16 protein-coding genes are annotated in these 16031 nt (G+C 63.5%); 8 read left to right on the top strand and 8 right to left on the bottom strand.

The annotated features are described in order from the left end of the window. The first annotated feature begins 50 nt into the window (after positions 1-50). Both ACVWZP_RS12865 and ACVWZP_RS12860 read left to right on the top strand, forming a co-directional pair. Positions 51-1373, top strand: coding sequence for an MFS transporter (locus ACVWZP_RS12865; RefSeq protein WP_017848722.1), 1323 nt, complete (start codon positions 51-53; stop codon positions 1371-1373). Positions 1374-1429: 56 nt separating this feature from the next. Next, complete coding sequence (locus ACVWZP_RS12860) at positions 1430-2749, top strand: MFS transporter (protein ID WP_457369833.1); 1320 nt, start codon at positions 1430-1432, stop codon at positions 2747-2749. Here ACVWZP_RS12860 and ACVWZP_RS12855 read toward each other — a convergent pair. Next, positions 2727-2906, bottom strand: coding sequence for a hypothetical protein (locus ACVWZP_RS12855; RefSeq protein WP_017848724.1), 180 nt, complete (start codon positions 2904-2906; stop codon positions 2727-2729). The genes ACVWZP_RS12860 and ACVWZP_RS12855 overlap by 23 nt on opposite strands. 129 nt (positions 2907-3035) lie before the next feature. Here ACVWZP_RS12855 and ACVWZP_RS12850 point away from each other — a divergent pair, with 129 nt between their 5' ends. Beyond that, complete coding sequence (locus ACVWZP_RS12850; protein WP_046384347.1) at positions 3036-3959, top strand: LysR substrate-binding domain-containing protein; 924 nt, start codon at positions 3036-3038, stop codon at positions 3957-3959. 55 nt (positions 3960-4014) lie between these two features. Then, positions 4015-4377 (top strand): 5-carboxymethyl-2-hydroxymuconate Delta-isomerase, encoded by a 363-nt coding sequence (locus tag ACVWZP_RS12845; RefSeq protein WP_017848726.1) that lies wholly within the window; start codon positions 4015-4017, stop codon positions 4375-4377. 35 nt (positions 4378-4412) lie between these two features. On the opposite strand, the gene ACVWZP_RS12840 is transcribed toward ACVWZP_RS12845, so the two are convergent. The 4 genes from ACVWZP_RS12840 to ACVWZP_RS12825 form a co-directional block, all read right to left on the bottom strand. After that, the gene (locus ACVWZP_RS12840) at positions 4413-5348 is read right to left on the bottom strand and encodes a LysR family transcriptional regulator (RefSeq protein ID WP_032804835.1); all 936 of its coding nucleotides are present in this window, start codon (positions 5346-5348) and stop codon (positions 4413-4415) included. Positions 5349-5485: 137 nt separating this feature from the next. Then, positions 5486-6673, bottom strand: a complete 1188-nt coding sequence (locus ACVWZP_RS12835; RefSeq protein ID WP_457369832.1) for a cyanate transporter — start codon at positions 6671-6673, stop codon at positions 5486-5488. Positions 6674-6814: 141 nt separating this feature from the next. After that, on the bottom strand, positions 6815-8257 hold the full coding sequence (locus ACVWZP_RS12830) for an aldehyde dehydrogenase family protein (protein WP_457369831.1): 1443 nt from the start codon (positions 8255-8257) through the stop codon (positions 6815-6817). After that, on the bottom strand, positions 8254-9879 hold the full coding sequence (locus ACVWZP_RS12825) for a 5-guanidino-2-oxopentanoate decarboxylase (RefSeq protein ID WP_457369830.1): 1626 nt from the start codon (positions 9877-9879) through the stop codon (positions 8254-8256). Before ACVWZP_RS12825 ends, ACVWZP_RS12830 begins: the two co-directional genes overlap by 4 nt. 111 nt (positions 9880-9990) lie before the next feature. Between ACVWZP_RS12825 and ACVWZP_RS12820 the strand changes: the two genes are divergently transcribed. Next, positions 9991-10863, top strand: a complete 873-nt coding sequence (locus ACVWZP_RS12820; RefSeq protein ID WP_457369829.1) for a LysR substrate-binding domain-containing protein — start codon at positions 9991-9993, stop codon at positions 10861-10863. 59 nt (positions 10864-10922) lie between these two features. Here the strand turns inward: ACVWZP_RS12820 and ACVWZP_RS12815 are convergent, their stop codons facing one another. Beyond that, the gene (locus ACVWZP_RS12815; RefSeq protein ID WP_017848732.1) at positions 10923-11537 is read right to left on the bottom strand and encodes an NAD(P)-dependent oxidoreductase; all 615 of its coding nucleotides are present in this window, start codon (positions 11535-11537) and stop codon (positions 10923-10925) included. 34 nt (positions 11538-11571) lie between these two features. Then, positions 11572-12438: an MBL fold metallo-hydrolase gene (locus ACVWZP_RS12810; RefSeq protein ID WP_079443066.1), complete on the bottom strand. Its 867-nt coding sequence runs from the start codon at positions 12436-12438 to the stop codon at positions 11572-11574. Positions 12439-12543: 105 nt separating this feature from the next. On the opposite strand from ACVWZP_RS12810, the gene ACVWZP_RS12805 reads away from it, so the two are divergent. Then, positions 12544-13449, top strand: a complete 906-nt coding sequence (locus ACVWZP_RS12805) for a LysR family transcriptional regulator (RefSeq protein ID WP_032804836.1) — start codon at positions 12544-12546, stop codon at positions 13447-13449. 99 nt (positions 13450-13548) lie between these two features. Next, positions 13549-13725, top strand: coding sequence for a hypothetical protein (locus tag ACVWZP_RS12800; protein WP_164887019.1), 177 nt, complete (start codon positions 13549-13551; stop codon positions 13723-13725). Between the two features lie 25 nt (positions 13726-13750). Here ACVWZP_RS12800 and ACVWZP_RS12795 read toward each other — a convergent pair whose 3' ends face one another. Continuing rightward, positions 13751-14638 (bottom strand): helix-turn-helix domain-containing protein, encoded by an 888-nt coding sequence (locus ACVWZP_RS12795; protein ID WP_046384341.1) that lies wholly within the window; start codon positions 14636-14638, stop codon positions 13751-13753. Between the two features lie 189 nt (positions 14639-14827). On the opposite strand from ACVWZP_RS12795, the gene pobA reads away from it, so the two are divergent. Continuing rightward, positions 14828-16012, top strand: a complete 1185-nt coding sequence (gene pobA, locus ACVWZP_RS12790; RefSeq protein WP_169850587.1) for a 4-hydroxybenzoate 3-monooxygenase — start codon at positions 14828-14830, stop codon at positions 16010-16012. Positions 16013-16031: the final 19 nt, after the last annotated feature.

Here is a 16031-nt window from a genome sequence, read left to right as displayed (position 1 = left end):
TCCTTCGCAACCTTGTGTCAGTGCGCGCCTTCGCGCGCCTGGAGAGGCCCATGGCTACTTTAAAAAAAGCGTCGCTGCGCAGCATTCACCGGCATTCCTGGGTGTCGCTGCTGGTTTGCTGGATGATCTGGATTCTCAACGCCTACGACCGTGAGATCGTGTTGCGCCTGGGGCCGACCATCTCCAAGCATTTCGATTTGTCCGCCGATCAGTGGGGCACCGTGGCCACGGTGATCATGCTCGCCCTGGCCCTGTTGGATATCCCGGGTTCGATGTGGAGCGACCGCTACGGCGGCGGCTGGAAGCGCGCGCGGTTCCAGGTGCCGTTGGTGCTGGGCTACACGGCGATCTCGTTTCTGTCCGGGTTCAAGGCGTTGAGCGGCAACCTCGCGACGTTTATCGCCCTGCGTGTCGGGGTCAACCTCGGCGCGGGCTGGGGCGAACCGGTGGGCGTGAGCAACACCGCCGAATGGTGGCCGGTGGAACGCCGCGGTTTTGCCCTCGGCGCGCACCACACCGGTTACCCGATCGGCGCGATGCTCAGCGGCATCGTCGCCAGCTTTGTGATCAGCACCTTCGGCGAGGACAACTGGCGCTACGTGTTCTTCTTCGCCTTCGTGGTGGCCTTGCCGCTGATGATCTTCTGGGCGCGGTATTCCACGGCCGAACGCATCACCGCGCTGTACGTCGACATCGCCGCCAAAGGCATGACGCCACCGGACAATGCCCCGGCCAGCCAGATCAAGGGCGACGCCTGGCGCACCTTTGTCGCCACCCTGCGCAACCGCAATATCGCGCTGACGGCGGGGAACACCCTGCTCACGCAGGTGGTGTACATGGGCGTGAATATCGTGTTGCCGGCCTACCTCTACAACATCGTCGGGCTGTCGCTGGCGCAGTCGGCGGGGATGAGCGTGGTGTTCACCCTGACCGGGATTCTCGGGCAACTGGTGTGGCCGTCGTTGTCGGACATCATCGGCCGCCGTACCACCCTGATCATCTGCGGGCTGTGGATGGCCGCCAGTGTCGGCGCGTTCTACTTCGCCAGCACCCTGACCCTGATCATCGTCGTGCAGTTGCTGTTCGGCCTGGTCGCCAATGCGGTCTGGCCGATCTACTACGCGGTGGCCTGCGACTCGGCCGAGCCGTCGGCCACCTCCACGGCCAACGGCATCATCACCACCGCGATGTTCATCGGCGGCGGCCTGGCGCCGGTGTTGATGGGCAGCCTGATCGCGATGGGCGGCGGCTGGACCACGCTGCATGGCTACACCGTGTGCTTTTTCGTGATGGCCGGCTGCGCCCTGGGCGGCGCGCTGCTGCAACTGTTTTCCCATCGCCCGCAGGCGTTGGTTGTGCAACTCGAACCCTAGAACAACATTGATGCGCCCCCCAGCCGCGCTGGCGGGGCGCCAGGAGGAACTGCCCGATGACTACCGCCACCCAGGCCCGCGAACCGCAGGTGCTGAACAAATTGATGTTCTCCAAGTTGATGCCCTTGTTGATCATCGCCTACATCCTGAGCTTTCTGGACCGCACCAACATCGCCCTGGCCAAGCACCACCTGGACGTCGACCTGGGCATCTCCGCCGCGGCCTACGGGCTGGGCGCGGGCTTGTTCTTCCTCACGTATGCACTGTCGGAAATCCCCAGCAACCTGATCATGCACAAAGTCGGCGCGCGCTTCTGGATCGCGCGGATCATGGTGACCTGGGGCCTGATCTCGGCGGCCATGGCGTTTGTGCAGGGCGAGACCTCGTTCTACGTATTGCGCCTGCTGCTGGGCATCGCCGAAGCGGGCCTGTTTCCCGGGGTCATGCTCTATCTGACCTACTGGTTCAACCGCGAACAACGCGCACGGGCCACCGGCTATTTCCTGCTCGGCGTGTGCTTTGCCAACATCATCGGTGGCCCGGTGGGCGCAGCGTTGATGCGCCTGGACGGGCTGCTCGGCTGGCATGGCTGGCAGTGGATGTTCCTGCTCGAAGGCTTGCCGGCGGTGGCCTTCGCCTGGGTGGTGTGGCGCAAGTTGCCGGACCGCCCGAGCCAGGCGCCGTGGCTGACGGCGGCGGAAGCGCAGGGTATCGAACAGCGCATTGCCCAGGAAACCGAGGAAGGCGCCGGGGAGGGCGGCCACGCGTTGAAAAACTGGCTGACCCCGCAGATCCTGCTGGCGATCTTTGTGTATTTTTGCCATCAGATCACGGTCTACACGGTGATCTTTTTCCTGCCGAGCATCATCAGCAAATACGGTGAATTGAGCACCATGAGCGTGGGGTTGCTGACCTCGCTGCCCTGGATCGCCGCCGCCTTGGGCGCAGTGTGGCTGCCGCGTTTTGCGACCACACCCACCCGCGCGCGGCGCCTGTTGATCAGCGGGTTGCTGACCATGGCGCTGGGGTTGGGCATCGCGTCGGTGTCGGGGCCGGTGTTCAGCCTGCTGGGCTTTTGTCTGTCGGCAGTGATGTTTTTTGTGGTGCAGTCGATTGTGTTCCTCTACCCGGCCTCGCGTCTCAAGGGCGTCGCCTTGGCGGGCGGGCTGGGTTTCGTCAATGCCTGCGGGCTGTTGGGCGGGTTTGTCGGGCCGTCGGTGATGGGCATGATTGAGATGAGTACCGGCAACGCGATGAATGGCCTGAAGGTGATTGCCGTGGTGCTGGTGGTCGCGGCGTTGGCCGCGCTGCGTTTGCGCCAGGGCCAGGAACAGGCGCCGGCCCCTCGGGTCGTTATGAGACCAGCAACGAAATAGGATAACCCGACGCCAATACCAGGTACGCCACCACCGCCGCCAGGCACAGGCCGACGAATACCCGCAACAACGTGCGGGCGGTGGGGTGCGCGATAAACTGGATGACCCAGATGCAGAACCCGGCCAGGAGGAAGGCCGCGGCGAGAATAACCAGCACGATAGTGTTCCTGCGACCGTGAAGAGCTGAATATATAGTCGTAAAGCCGCCCAATGAACAGTGCGCGCATAGACGCAGCCCCTCGGGCTTTCTAAACTGCGGCTTGTCGTGGGGAAAGGGCAGGTGCCGATGAATCGCAATGAATTACGCAAGGCCGACATCAACCTGATGGTGGTCTTCGAGGCACTGATGCTCGAGCGCAATGTGACGCGGGTGGCGGAGAAGTTGTTTCTCGGCCAGCCGACCATCAGTTCGGCGCTCAACCGGTTACGCACCTTGTTCAACGATCCGCTGTTCATTCGCGTCGGCCACCGCATGGAACCTACCGCGCGGGCCGAGGAAATCATCCGGCACCTGTCGCCGGCCCTGGACTCTCTTTCATCGGCCCTGAGCCTGACCCACGATTTCGACCCGTCCGTCAGCACCATGACCTTCCGGATCGGCCTGTCCGATGACGTCGAGTTCGGCCTGTTGCCGCCGTTGTTGCGCGCCTTGCGCCAGGAAGCGCCGATGGTGGTGTTCGTGGTGCAGCATGTGGATTACTGGCGGATTCCCGATCTGCTGGCATCCGGTGATATCACCGTCGGCATTACCCAGACCCGTGGCCTGCCGGCGAATGCCAAGCGCAAGTTGCTGCGCCATATCCACCCGCGCTTGCTGCGCGCCGACGCGTCCGACCGGCCGCTGACCCTCGATGAATATTGTGCGCGGCCCCATGTGCTGGTGTCCCACACCGCCAACGTATCCGGGTTTGCCGATGAGTGGCTGGCGGAAATCGGGCGCAAGCGCCATGTGGTGCTGTCGGTGCCGCAATACAGCGCGCTGCCGGCGCTGCTGGCCGGCACAGACCTGATCGCCAGCCTGCCGGACTACACCGCCGAAGCCATGACGCTGTCGGGCAATCTGTTTTGTGAGCCCTACCCATTCGAGACGCCGACCCTGGATCTGTCCATGGTCTGGCTCAGCCATGTGGACACCGATCCGGCAGAACGCTGGGTGCGTTCGCGGCTGGAGGCGTTCATGAGCGACCGCGGGCTGGCGAAAAAGGTCTGATGCTTTTATCCGTGGTATATCTAGGAATCTTCCTATCGATACTTCGGAGACTCCCATGCCACACCTGCACCTGGAATACACCGCCAACCTGACGCAACTGGACACCGATAAGGCCCTGTTGCGTCTGAACCATGCATTGGTGGCCTCCGGTCAGTTTGGCGCCGAGCTGGATATCAAGAGCCGTTCACTCAAGGTCGAGAGTTTTCGCGTGGGCACCGGCATGAACCCGCGGGGTTTTGTCGCCGTGCGCCTGGCGTTGCTCAGTGGACGCTCGGCGCAGGTCAAGAAGCAGCTGTCGGAAAGCCTGCTGGCCGTGGTGCAGGAACTTGGGCCATGGCCGGAAGGTGTGCAGGTGCAACTGAGTGTCGAATTGCTGGATATCGATCGTGATTCCTACAGTAAGGTCGCGATCGGCTAAGCGCTTCCATCCACCACAACCGTCGATGCGTAAGGTCAGAGTAATCCCTGTTCAGCGCAGACTTTGACCACCTGCTCCCTGAACCAGGTATTGGCGCTGTCCTGTTCACTGGTTTCGTTCCACTGCATATCCAGGGTGAACCCCGGCAACCCGTGGGGCGCCTCGCAGTGGCCGAACACCGACGCCGGGGCCAGCAGTTTGTGGACGCGGCGGGGCAGGGTCACGATGAAGTCGGTGCCGGTGATCATCTTCAACGCCGCGCCATAGCTGTTGGCCCGTGCGACCACCTGGCGCTTGTGGGCCTGACGCGCCAGCCAGCCGTCGACCATGTTGGTGTCGGAGGTCCACGGCGTGGGAAACACGTGGCGCCGCTCGACGAACGACTGCAGGCTGAACGCCGCCTCGCGGGGCGCCGCACGCTTGTCGAAGACACACACCAGATCATCTTCCAGCAACATCTGGGTCTTGAAGTCTTTATGCGCGCGGTGAAAGTGCGGGCCAAAGCAAATCACCAGGTCGAGGCGGCCTTCGCGCAGGTCGTCGGCAGGGATCTCGGTTTCCAGCTTGCGCACATTGACGATCACCGGCAGGTTCGCGCGGTCGAAGTGTTTCAACAGGCGCGGCAGGATCAGTTGCTCGAAATACTCCGGGGCGCACACGTTGAAGGTCACGGCTTTCTGGGTGGGGTCAAAAGCTTGGCCACCGGCGTGGCACAGGTTGATGCTTTCGAGGATTTTCTGCACATGGCCGTACATGGTGCTGGCCTTGTACGTCGGACGCATACCCGCCCGCGTGTTGATGAACAGCTCATCCTCGAAGCTGGTGCGCAGCTTCTTCAGGCTGTAGCTCACGGTCGACTGGCTGACGAACAGCGTTTCTGACACCTCGGTAACGCTGCTCTGGTCGTAGACGGCGATAAACACCATCAAATCCTGCATATCGAGCTTTCTGAGCAAGTTACTGTTTAGCATCCATTCCATCCGGTAAGCCTTGGCACTGTGGCAGCGCGCGACAAGGGCAAAAGCTTAACGGAACGGGAGTGCCAATAGAAAGCTCTGTAGGGTATTTCAGTGTTGTGCGTGGGACAAAAAGTGTTTGCAACACGACGTCAGCGGATGTGGTCTGCGTAATGCTTCGGATTGAAGCGCGTGACGATCAGCAGCATCACCCCGATCACCGCCGTCAGCGACCACCATGCCCATTCGAAACTGCCCAATTGATCGCGGATCATCCCGGCGATCAGCGGCGACAGGCCGGCAATCAGGTAACCGATGCCTTGCACGAACGCCGTCAGGCTACCGGCGCGGCGCGGGTGGTCGAGGTGGTCGAGGGACAGGATCAAACTCATCGGGAACAGGCCGCCGATGCCCAGGCCGAGCAGGCAGGGCCACAGCAGGCTCAGGTGTTGGGGCGCGAGGATCAGGCCGCAGAACCCGAGGATGATCAGCACCAGCAACACGGCCAACACTCCGCGTTTATCCCGGCGGCGGTTGGCGAGGGCGGGGGTGACCAGGCCCGAGATGACTTCCATCGCGGTGAGGAAACCCAGGAGCAAACCGGCATGCTGTTCGCTCCAGCCTTGTTCTACGTAGTACGGCGCCAGCCACGCCAGTACGCAGGTGTAGGAGGCTGTACCGAGGCCAAAAAAGATCGCCAGCAACCAGGCGCGGCCGTTGCCGAAAAATCCTTCCTGCTTGTCAGAACCTGCCTGGGGCAGAACCGGCAGCGCCGCACGCTGGGCGGACCAGCACACCAGGGCGAGCACGGCCAGCCCCGCCCAGATCGCCAGGCCGATGCGCCAGCTACCGGTCTGCACCAGCACGAACGGGGAGAACGACGCCGCCAGCGCCGCGCCGCCCATGATCGCCGTGACGTACAAACCCATGAACAATGAAACGTCGGCGTTGAAGCGCGACTTGATCAGCGCCGGCATCACCGCCTGGATCATCGCGATGCCGACCCCCGCGGCGATGGCGCTGACGATCAACTCCAGCGCCGAATCGAGGAACAACCGCGACAGCGTCGCCACGCCGATCACCAGCAGCGACACCACAATGCTGCGATGTTCGCCGAAGCGCTTGGCCAGGCCCATGCCGAAAAACATCGCCAGGCCCATGGCCATGACCGGCAACATGGTCAGCAGCGCCGCGCTGCTGAAACTCAACGGCACCTCGCCGCGAATCGACGCTAACAACGGCCCTACGGCCGCCATCGACGGGCGCAGGTTAAGCGCGACCAGCACGACGCTGATCATCAGCCATACGGCGGTGGTGGGTTTTGCGTGAACGTTTTCCATGGGCCTGCCTTGAGTGAACAAGGGCGAATCAGGCCACGGGCGGGGGAGTGGGGCAAATGAGAAAGTCGCAGGGGCTATCTAAAAAATGCAGTTAACTGAAATACCACACATTGGTCCACATTCCATCGGGAGGCTGCGTCGTCAGTTAGACCGGATTACATGCTTGATCTCCTGAAACGTCGCCAGCCCCCAAGGGCCCAGTTCGCGGCCGATGCTGCTTTGCTTGTAACCGCCCCACGCCGTTTGCGGGAAGATCACCTGCGGCGCGTTGATCCACACCATGCCGGCCTGCAAGGCATTGGCCACGCGTGCGGCGGCGTCGTCGTTGCGGCTGACCACGCTGGCCACCAGGCCGAAATCGCTGTCGTTGGCCAGGGCGATGGCCTCGGCCTCCGTGGTAAAGCGTCGTACACACAGCACCGGGCCGAAGATTTCTTGCCGCCACAACGCGCTGTCCAGCGGCACGTCGGTGAACAGCGTGGGGCGAATGAAATAACCCTTCGCCAAGTGCGCCGGGCGCTCACCGCCGCACAGCAAGCGGGCACCGTCCTGCACGCCGCGCTGGATATGCGCCAACACCCGTTGGTACTGGGCGCGGTTGATCAACGCGCCCATTTCCACGTCGTCGGCAAATGGGTCGGCGACGCGAATCCCTTCAGCCCGCGCAGTTAAACGCTGTAGGAATTCATCCGCGAGACTGTCCGCCACCAGCACACGACTGGTCGCTGAACACATCTGCCCGGCGTTGAAAAAGCCACCTCCACAGGCCAGCTCAAGCGCCAGGTCGAGGTCGGCATCTTCCAGCACCAGCAGCGAGGATTTGCCCCCCAGTTCCAGGCTCACGCCCTTGACGGTTTCGGCGGCGCGTTGCATTACCTGCACGCCCACCGCATTGCTGCCGGTGAAGGAAATCTTCGCCACGCGAGGGTCCGCCGCCAGCGGGGCGCCCACGGCCAAGCCGGTGCCGCAGACCAGGTTGAACACCCCCGCCGGGAAGCCGGCCGCGGCGATGATCTGCGCCAGTTGCAACTCCGCCAGCGGCGTCACTTCCGACGGTTTGAGCACCACGCAACAGCCGGCGGCCAGCGCCGGGGCGAGTTTCCAGGCGGTGGTGACCATGGGGAAATTCCACGGCACGATCAGCCCCACCACGCCGCAGGGTTCGCGGCGCAGGCGGGCGCTGAAGGCATCAGTGGGCAGCGCCACCGCGCGGTCTTGCTCGGCATCCAGCGCCTCGGCGAGACCGGCGTAGTACTCGAAGGTGGCGATGACGTCGTCCACATCGATTCCCGCTTCGAACAACGGTTTGCCGCTGTTGCGCGACTGTACGCGCATCAACGGCTCGCGCTGCTCGCTCACGCCTTGAGCCACTTTGCGCAGTAGGGCGCCGCGCTCGTGGCCGGTGCTCTGCGACCAGCCGACACACGCCGCACTGGCGGCGTCGACCGCCTGGGTCACGGCGCGGGCATCGCCGACGCTGACCTGGGTGAGTATTTCCTCGGTGGCCGGGTTGATCACGTCCAACACGTCATGGCCCGCACGCCACGCACCATTGATATACACACCGTTTACGACCGCACTCATACAGCTACCTCCTGCATCCAACGTTCCTGGTCGATTTCAATCAGCGTCGGCCCCTGGCGATCCGCGGCGGCACGCAAGGCCACGCGCAGTGCGTCCAGGCCCTGGATGCGTTCGGCAGCGCAACCGAGGGCCGTGGCCACGCCGATGAAGTCCGGCGTGTAACTGTCGACGCCGACCGGTTCGATGGCCCGGTTGACCATGTACTTCTTGATCTCCTCGTAGCCCTGGTTATTCCACAGCAGCACGATGATCGGCGTGCGCGCCTCCACGGCGCTGGCCAGTTCCGGCAGGGTGAATTGCAGCCCGCCGTCGCCGATCAGGCACACCACCGGCTGGCCATCGCCACGCCCCAACCAGGCACCGATGGCCGCGGGCAGGGCATAACCCAGGGTGCCGTAGCCGGTGGACGCGTTGAACCAGCGGCGCGGGTGGTCAAGGTTCAGGGTCAGGTTGCCGCTGTACACCGGTTGTGTGGAGTCGCCCACCAGCACCGCGCCGGGCAGTTCCTCCAGCACGGTGTGGAGCATGCGGGTTTGCGCGCGGGTGGCGGCGTCCCAGGTCGGCGTCAATTCGGCCCACAGGCGGGCGACGCGCTGGGCGCCCCAGGCACTGTGGCGAGGTGCCAGCGGTTGGCGCTGGAGTTCGGCGAGCAAGGCGTCGGCGGCGATCTGCGCGTCGGCCACCAAGGCCAGCTCGGGCGGGTAATTGCGCACGGTCTGGTCGGGGTCGATATCGATGCGCAGCAGTGCGCCGGGAATCTCGAAACCGCCGGCGAAGGTCACGTCGTAGTCGGTCTCCGCCAGCTCCGTGCCGATCGCCAGCACCACATCGGCTTCGGCGACCAGGGCGCGGGTGGCGAGCAGGGACTGGGTCGAGCCGATCAGCAGCGGGTGGGCCGCGGGCAGCAGGCCTTTGGCGTTGATGGTCAGCGCCACGGGGGCGCCGAGGGTTTCGGCCAGGCGGGTCAACGCCGCGGCGGCCTCGATGGCGCCGCCGCCGGCCAGGATCAGCGGGCGTTGGGCGGCGGCGAGCCGTTGGCTCATCTGTGCGACCGCCACTGGCGCCGCTCCGGCACGCGCCACGCTGATGGGGGAGGTGCCGAGCAACGCATCGGCGTTTTCCACCAGCACATCCAGCGGGATTTCGATGTGTACCGGGCGCGGGCGTCCTGCCTGGAACAGCGCAAACGCCCGCGCCAGCACGCCGGGCAATTCTGCTGCCGACATCACGGTGTGGGAGAACGCCGCCACGCCGGCGACCAGCGCGCTTTGGTTCGGCAGCTCATGCAACTTGCCGCGCCCGCCGCCCAGCTGGCTGCGCGCCTGCACGCTGGAGATCACCAGCATCGGGATCGAGTCGGCATAGGCCTGGCCCATGGCCGTGGTGATGTTGGTCATGCCGGGGCCGGTGATGATCAAACACACGCCGGGCTTGCCGCTGGTGCGCGCATAGCCATCGGCCATAAAACCCGCGCCCTGTTCGTGGCGCGGGGTGACGTGGCGGATGTTCGAGCGCGCCAGGCCGCGATACAACTCCACGGTGTGGACGCCAGGAATACCAAACACCTGGTCCACGCCGTAGCTTTCCAGGAGCTTGACCAATACTTCGCCGCAGGTCGCCATACATGTCGCTCTCAGGTTGAGGTGAGGCGGTATTGGACCGGCTGGCCGGTAGCGGCAACAATCGATAAAAAGTCATACTAGCCATGTCCTCACGTCATGGCTGCTTGCCCTATGAAACGCCTCCCGCCGCTGCCCGCGCTGCACACGTTTTGGGTCACCGCCCAGTGCTGCAACTTCACCCACGCTGCCGCGCAGTTGCACATCACCCAAGGCGCGGTGAGCCGGCAGATCGCCGGGCTGGAAAGCCATTTGGGCTATGCCTTGTTCCAGCGCCAGGCGCGGGGCCTGAGCCTGACCGAAGAAGGCCGCGAGTGGTCGCTGCGGGTGCAGCAGGTCTTCGGCCTGATCGGTGACGCGCTGGAGCAGATCGGCCGCCGCCGCGACACCTTGCAGCTCAAGGCTTCCACCTGCGTGATGCGCTGGCTGCTGCCGCGCTTGATGCAATGGCAGCGGGAGCGCCCGGATGTGCCGGTGGAGCTGACCACGACCGTGGCCTACACCGTGGACTTTCGTCGCGAGCAATTCGATGCCGCGGTGATCTATGCGCCCAGCGCCGAACAGTCGGCCGAGGCTCGGCATCTGTTCGACGAACACCTCACCCCGGTGTGCGCGCCGGCCTTGCTGGGCGCGCTGAATACGCCAGCAGACCTGCAGCAACAGGTGCTGCTGCACCCCACGCGGGACGAGCGGGACTGGGCGTTATGGCTGAACGCGGCGAAGACGCGCTTGAGCAATGTGAGCCAGGGCCATCATTTCGAGACGCTGGATCTGGCCATGACAGTGGCGTCCCAGGGTTCAGGCGTGGCGATCGGCGACAGCGCGTTGATTGGCGAGGATGTGAGCGCGGGGCGCTTGGTGACGCCGTTTGAATTACGGGTGCCGACGGGGATGGGCTATTACCTGGTGTATCCGCCGGGGACAAAGCCGTCCGTCGGGCTTGAAGCGTTGATGGAGTGGTTGGTCAACCAGGCGCAACAGGCGTAACGCTGAAGATCCACCTGTGGGAACCGGCAAGCCAGCTCCCACAGGTTGATCGTGTCGGCTCAGTAGCCGACGGTGAAACGCTGGCGCGAATGCTTCGGTGTTTCCACTTCATCGATCATCGCGATGGCGAAGTCGGCGAAGCTGATCCAGCTGCGGCCTTCGCGGCTCACCAGCAAATCATCCTGGCCCAGGCGGAAGGTGCCGGTGCGCTCGGTTTCAACGAATTCGGCCGATGGCGACAGGAAGGTCCAATCCAGTTCCTGCTCCTGACGCAACGCCTCGAGGAACGTCGCGCCGGCACTGGCTTCAGCCTTGTACGCCTCTGGGAAACCCTCGCTGTCGATCACCCGAGTGCCGCCCGGCAGCAGCAACGAACCCGCGCCGCCCACCACCAGCAGGCGTTTGACCCCGGCTTTTTTCACCGGGCCGATCACCGCGCTGGCGGGCAGGGTGGCGAAATGCGCCGCGCTGATCACCACATCGCTGCCGCTGATGGCCTGTTGCAAGGCCTCGGCATCCAGCGCATCGACCTGTTTGACGCTGACGCCAGGACGCACGGCGAGCTTGTCAGTGTTGCGCGCGATGGCGGTGACGCTGTGCCCGCGTCGCAGCGCTTCTTCCAGCAGTTGGCTACCGGCGCGGCCGGTGGCCCCAATGATTGCGATCTTGCTCATGACATTCTCCAGTACGGTTAAGGTTTGAAACGCTTCACCACTTCATTTCGCCCTTGGCGACTTTGGCGCTCAGTTCCAGCGAACTTTCGTCGGCGAGGGTCGGGTAACGCTTTTTCATCGCCGCGATCAGGGCGGCGGAGTCCTTGGCCTTGGCGGTTTCTTCGTCAAAGGCCTGGATGTAGTCGGCGGTAAAGGCCACGGATTGCAGCGACGGGTTGCCGAGGAAATGCCCCGGAACCACCGTGCGCGGCTGCAGTTCGGCGATGCGTTGCAGGGTGGCCAGCCAGTCTTTATGGGACTGCGCGCTCTGAGTATCGGCCATCCACAGGTGGATGTTGTCGGCGACGACCACACCGCCGACCACGGCCTTGATCGACGGCACCCATACAAAGCTGCGATCCGGCTGCGGGCCGTCGAGGCCGATCACTTCCAGCGGTTGCCCTTCAAGCGTCAGGCGGTGGCCGTCGAGCACCTGCGGCACGATGGTTTTGGCTGGCTTGTCGGCGCCCATTTTCGGGCCCCAGAACGCCAGTTTGCCGGCGACGGTGGCGTTGATGTGGTCGACCACCGCTTGCGGGGCCAGCACCTTGGCGTCGGGGAATGCGGCGGTCAGGGTGTCGAGGCCGAAGTAGTAGTCCGGGTCGCCGTGGCTGATGTAGATGGTCGTCAGGTGTTTGCCGCTGGCGCGGATCTTCTGCACCAGGTGTTCGGCCTGGCTTTTGCCGAACTGCGCGTCGACCAGGATCGCGTCTTTCGCGCCGCTGACCAGCACCGAACTGACCGGGAAGATCGCGGCCTCGCCGGGGTTGTACACGTCGAGGGTCAGCTCGGCGGCGGCCGCCTGGACGGCGAAGGCCAGGGCGGCGGTCGCCAGGGTCAGGCGCTTGAGGGTGGACAACATCGGGCAACTCCGGCAATCGGTAAGGGATGCACAGAGCTTAGTTGCACCAAACACCACAAAAAATGCGATGCTGGGACATAGTTTGTTTCTAAAATCGGGCAGATCATGGATCGTCTTCAAGCAATGCGCGTGTTTGTGACGGTGGTGGATCTGGGCAGCCAGTCCGCCGCCGCCGACCATCTGGACCTGTCGCGCCCGGTGGTCTCGCGCTACCTGGCCGAGCTGGAAGACTGGGTCGGCGCGCGCTTGCTGCATCGCACCACGCGCAAACTCAGCCTGACGGCTGCCGGCGGGGAAACCCTGCCACGTTGCCGGCAATTGCTGGAGCTGTGCGGCGACATGCAGGCCGCCGTCAGCGAACCGGATGACGCGCCCCGTGGCCTGCTGCGCCTGAGTGTCAGCACCTCGTTCGGCCAGGCGCAGTTGGCCGAGGCCATCGCCGAATACGTCAGGCGCTACCCCTTGGTGACGGTCGACCTGCAGATGCTCGATCGCACGGTCAACCTGGTGGATGAGCGCATCGACCTGGCCATCCGCACCAGCAACGACCTGGACCCCAACCTGATCGCGCGGCGCCTGACGGTCTGTCGCTCGGTGGTGTGCGCGACCCCGGCCTACCTGCTTGAGCATCCGGCGCCGCAAAAGGTCGAAGACCTGGCGCGGCACAACTGCCTGACCCACTCGTACTTCGGCAAAAGCCTGTGGCATTTCGAGGAAGGCGGCGAACACGTTTCGGTGCCGGTCCACGGCAATATCACCGCCAACGAAGCCAGCACGCTGTTACGCGTGACGCTCGCCGGGGCGGGGGTGGCGATGCTGCCCAGTTATCAGGCCGGCGAGCACATCCGCCGTGGCGAACTGGTGCGCCTGTTGCCCGCGGCCGAACCGCGGCAGATGAACATCTACGCGGTGTACGCGTCGCGCAAACACATGCCGTCGGCGCTGCGTAGCCTCCTGGATTTCCTGGTGCTGAGGTTTCCGGAAACGCCGGAGTGGGACCGGGGCCTGTGACCCGACATACAGATGTTGAATGGCGTCCAATAATGGCAACTCGCCCTGGCTGACCTATGCTTTAAACAGCACCGAGTAGGTCCTTCAGAGGTCTGTGCCATGACCGTCAAAACCAGAAAGTACCTGAAAATTTTCATCCTTTGCGCCTTGGTCAGCGCGCTGTACGGCACCGCCGCCTATCGCGTCGAGCAGACCCGCATGCAGCCGAGCTTTGCGATCAGCTGCCATCAGGATCAATGCATTCCGCGCACCGGCAGTTTCAGCGCGTTGCGCTAATGGCCAACCAAGGACGATCCCGCGTTTAATCCTCGGGTGTTTCGGCCTTGAGTCGTTCGCGAAATGCCTTGGGCGAAAACCCGACCCGGCGGCGGAATAGCCGCGAGAAGTTGGTCGGGTCGGAAAAGCCCAATACCTCCGACATTTCATTGATGGTCATGCTGGTGTAGGTCAGCAGGCGCTTGGCTTCCAGCAATTGGCGGTCGTGCATGATCTGTAGCGCGGGTTGCCCACCCAATTCCCGACATGTGCCGTTCAGGTGTGAGACCGAGATACCCAGCTTGTGGGCCAGGTCTTCAATCTTCGGGTGTTCGCGATACTGCTGTTCGACCAATTGGGTAAAGCGCCGGAAATACTCGCGCCCACGCGGTGCCCGCGGGTGGCGGCGCTGGATGGCCTGGCGGCTGATCCACACCAGCAGCACGCTGACCAGGGCGTGCATCAGCATGTCCCGGGCCGGCTGCTCATCGGCGTATTCGTCCTGCAGGCGGGCGAACAGGTTGTTGAGATAGTCGCTGTCCTTGCCTGCCGGGTAACTGCCCAGCACCTGCAGGCCGTCGACCGTTGCGCCCAATTGCGCTTGCAGGTGGCTGACCAGCGGTGCCGCCAGGGTCAGCACGTAGCCTTCGACATCTTCCGCAAACCGAAACCCGTGCACACACAGCGGCGGCAGCACCTGCAAGGTCGCTTCGTTGAGGGTGGTGCGCTGGCCTTCGATTTCCAGTTGCGCCTGGCCTTGGTGGACGTACAACAACTGGCACAGATCCGCGTGCCGGTGGGGCTGGATTTCCCACTGGTAGTCCCGGCTGCGTCGGGAAATCGTTTCGCAGTGCAACAAATCCGGCGTCGGCCATTGCTGGTTTTCCCCGTACAGCTTGAACACCGGAATCGCGGAACTGGCAGTTTTGGTCATAGTTTCAATCCGATACTCAGGCAAGTGGTTCGGTAATCGCCCCGATTGGCAAAAAGCGCAGGCTTTGGCGCAGTTTTCACCTTCTTATAGCGCCCACTCAAGTGAAAAATGTCAGCAACAAGACCAATGACAACTCTTTCACCTTATCCGTTCGGGTGAATTTTTCGGGCCATAAAAATAATGAAAACGCTGAAAACTCAAGTCGCCATCATCGGCGCCGGTCCTTCGGGACTGTTGCTCGGCCAACTGTTGCAGCAGGCCGGTATCCAAACCCTGATTCTAGAGCGCCAGAGCGCCGATTACGTGCTGGGGCGCATCCGTGCCGGGGTGTTGGAGCAAGGCATGGTCGACCTGTTGCGCGAGGCCGGCGTCAGCCAGCGCATGGACGCGGAAGGCCTGGTCCATGATGGCTTCGAACTGGCGCTTAATGGCCAACTGACTCACATCGACCTCAAGGCGCTCACCGGCGGTCAATCGGTGATGGTCTACGGCCAGACCGAAGTGACCCGCGACCTGATGGCCGCACGCGCCGCCACCGGTGGCGTCACCTTGTATAACGCGCGTGAGGTGCAACCCCACGGGCTCAAAACTGATCAACCCTGGCTGACGTTCGAACATGAAGGCGAAGCCTATCGCCTGGAGTGTGATTACGTGGCCGGTTGCGACGGTTTTCACGGTGTCGCCCGGCAATCGATCCCGGCCGAGTCGCTGAAGGTCTTCGAGCGGGTGTATCCCTTCGGCTGGCTGGGCATCCTGGCCGACACGCCGCCGGTCCATCCTGAACTGGTGTACGCCAAGCATGCGCGTGGGTTTGCCTTGTGCAGCATGCGTTCGCCGACGCGCAGCCGTTACTACCTGCAAGTACCCGTCGAGGAGTCGGTCGATGAGTGGTCGGACCAGCGTTTCTGGGCTGAACTGAAAACGCGCCTGCCAAGCCAGTTGGCCGAGCAGTTGGTGACCGGGCCGTCGATCGAAAAAAGCATCGCGCCGCTGCGCAGCTTCGTGGTCGAGCCGATGCAGTACGGGCGTTTGTTTCTGCTGGGGGATGCGGCGCACATCGTCCCACCCACCGGGGCCAAGGGCTTGAACCTGGCAGCGAGCGACGTGAGCACGCTGTTTCGCATCTTGCTCAAGGTCTACCGCGAGGGGCGCGTGGAGTTGCTGGAGAAATATTCGGAAATCTGCCTGCGACGCGTGTGGAAGGCTGAGCGGTTTTCCTGGTGGATGACGTCGATGCTGCATCAGTTTCCCGAAGCGGACGGGTTCAGCCAGCGCATTGCCGAGAGCGAACTGGCGTACTTCATCCACTCGCACGCCGGTCGCACCACCATCGCGGAAAATTACGTCGGGCTTCCTTACGAAGCTATCGAATAGCCTGCTATCGTATCGAGCA

The organism is Pseudomonas sp. TE36184, from assembly GCF_054060055.1.
Note: the sequence above shows the minus strand (reverse complement) of the source record. Positions and strands in the feature narration are given on the sequence as shown.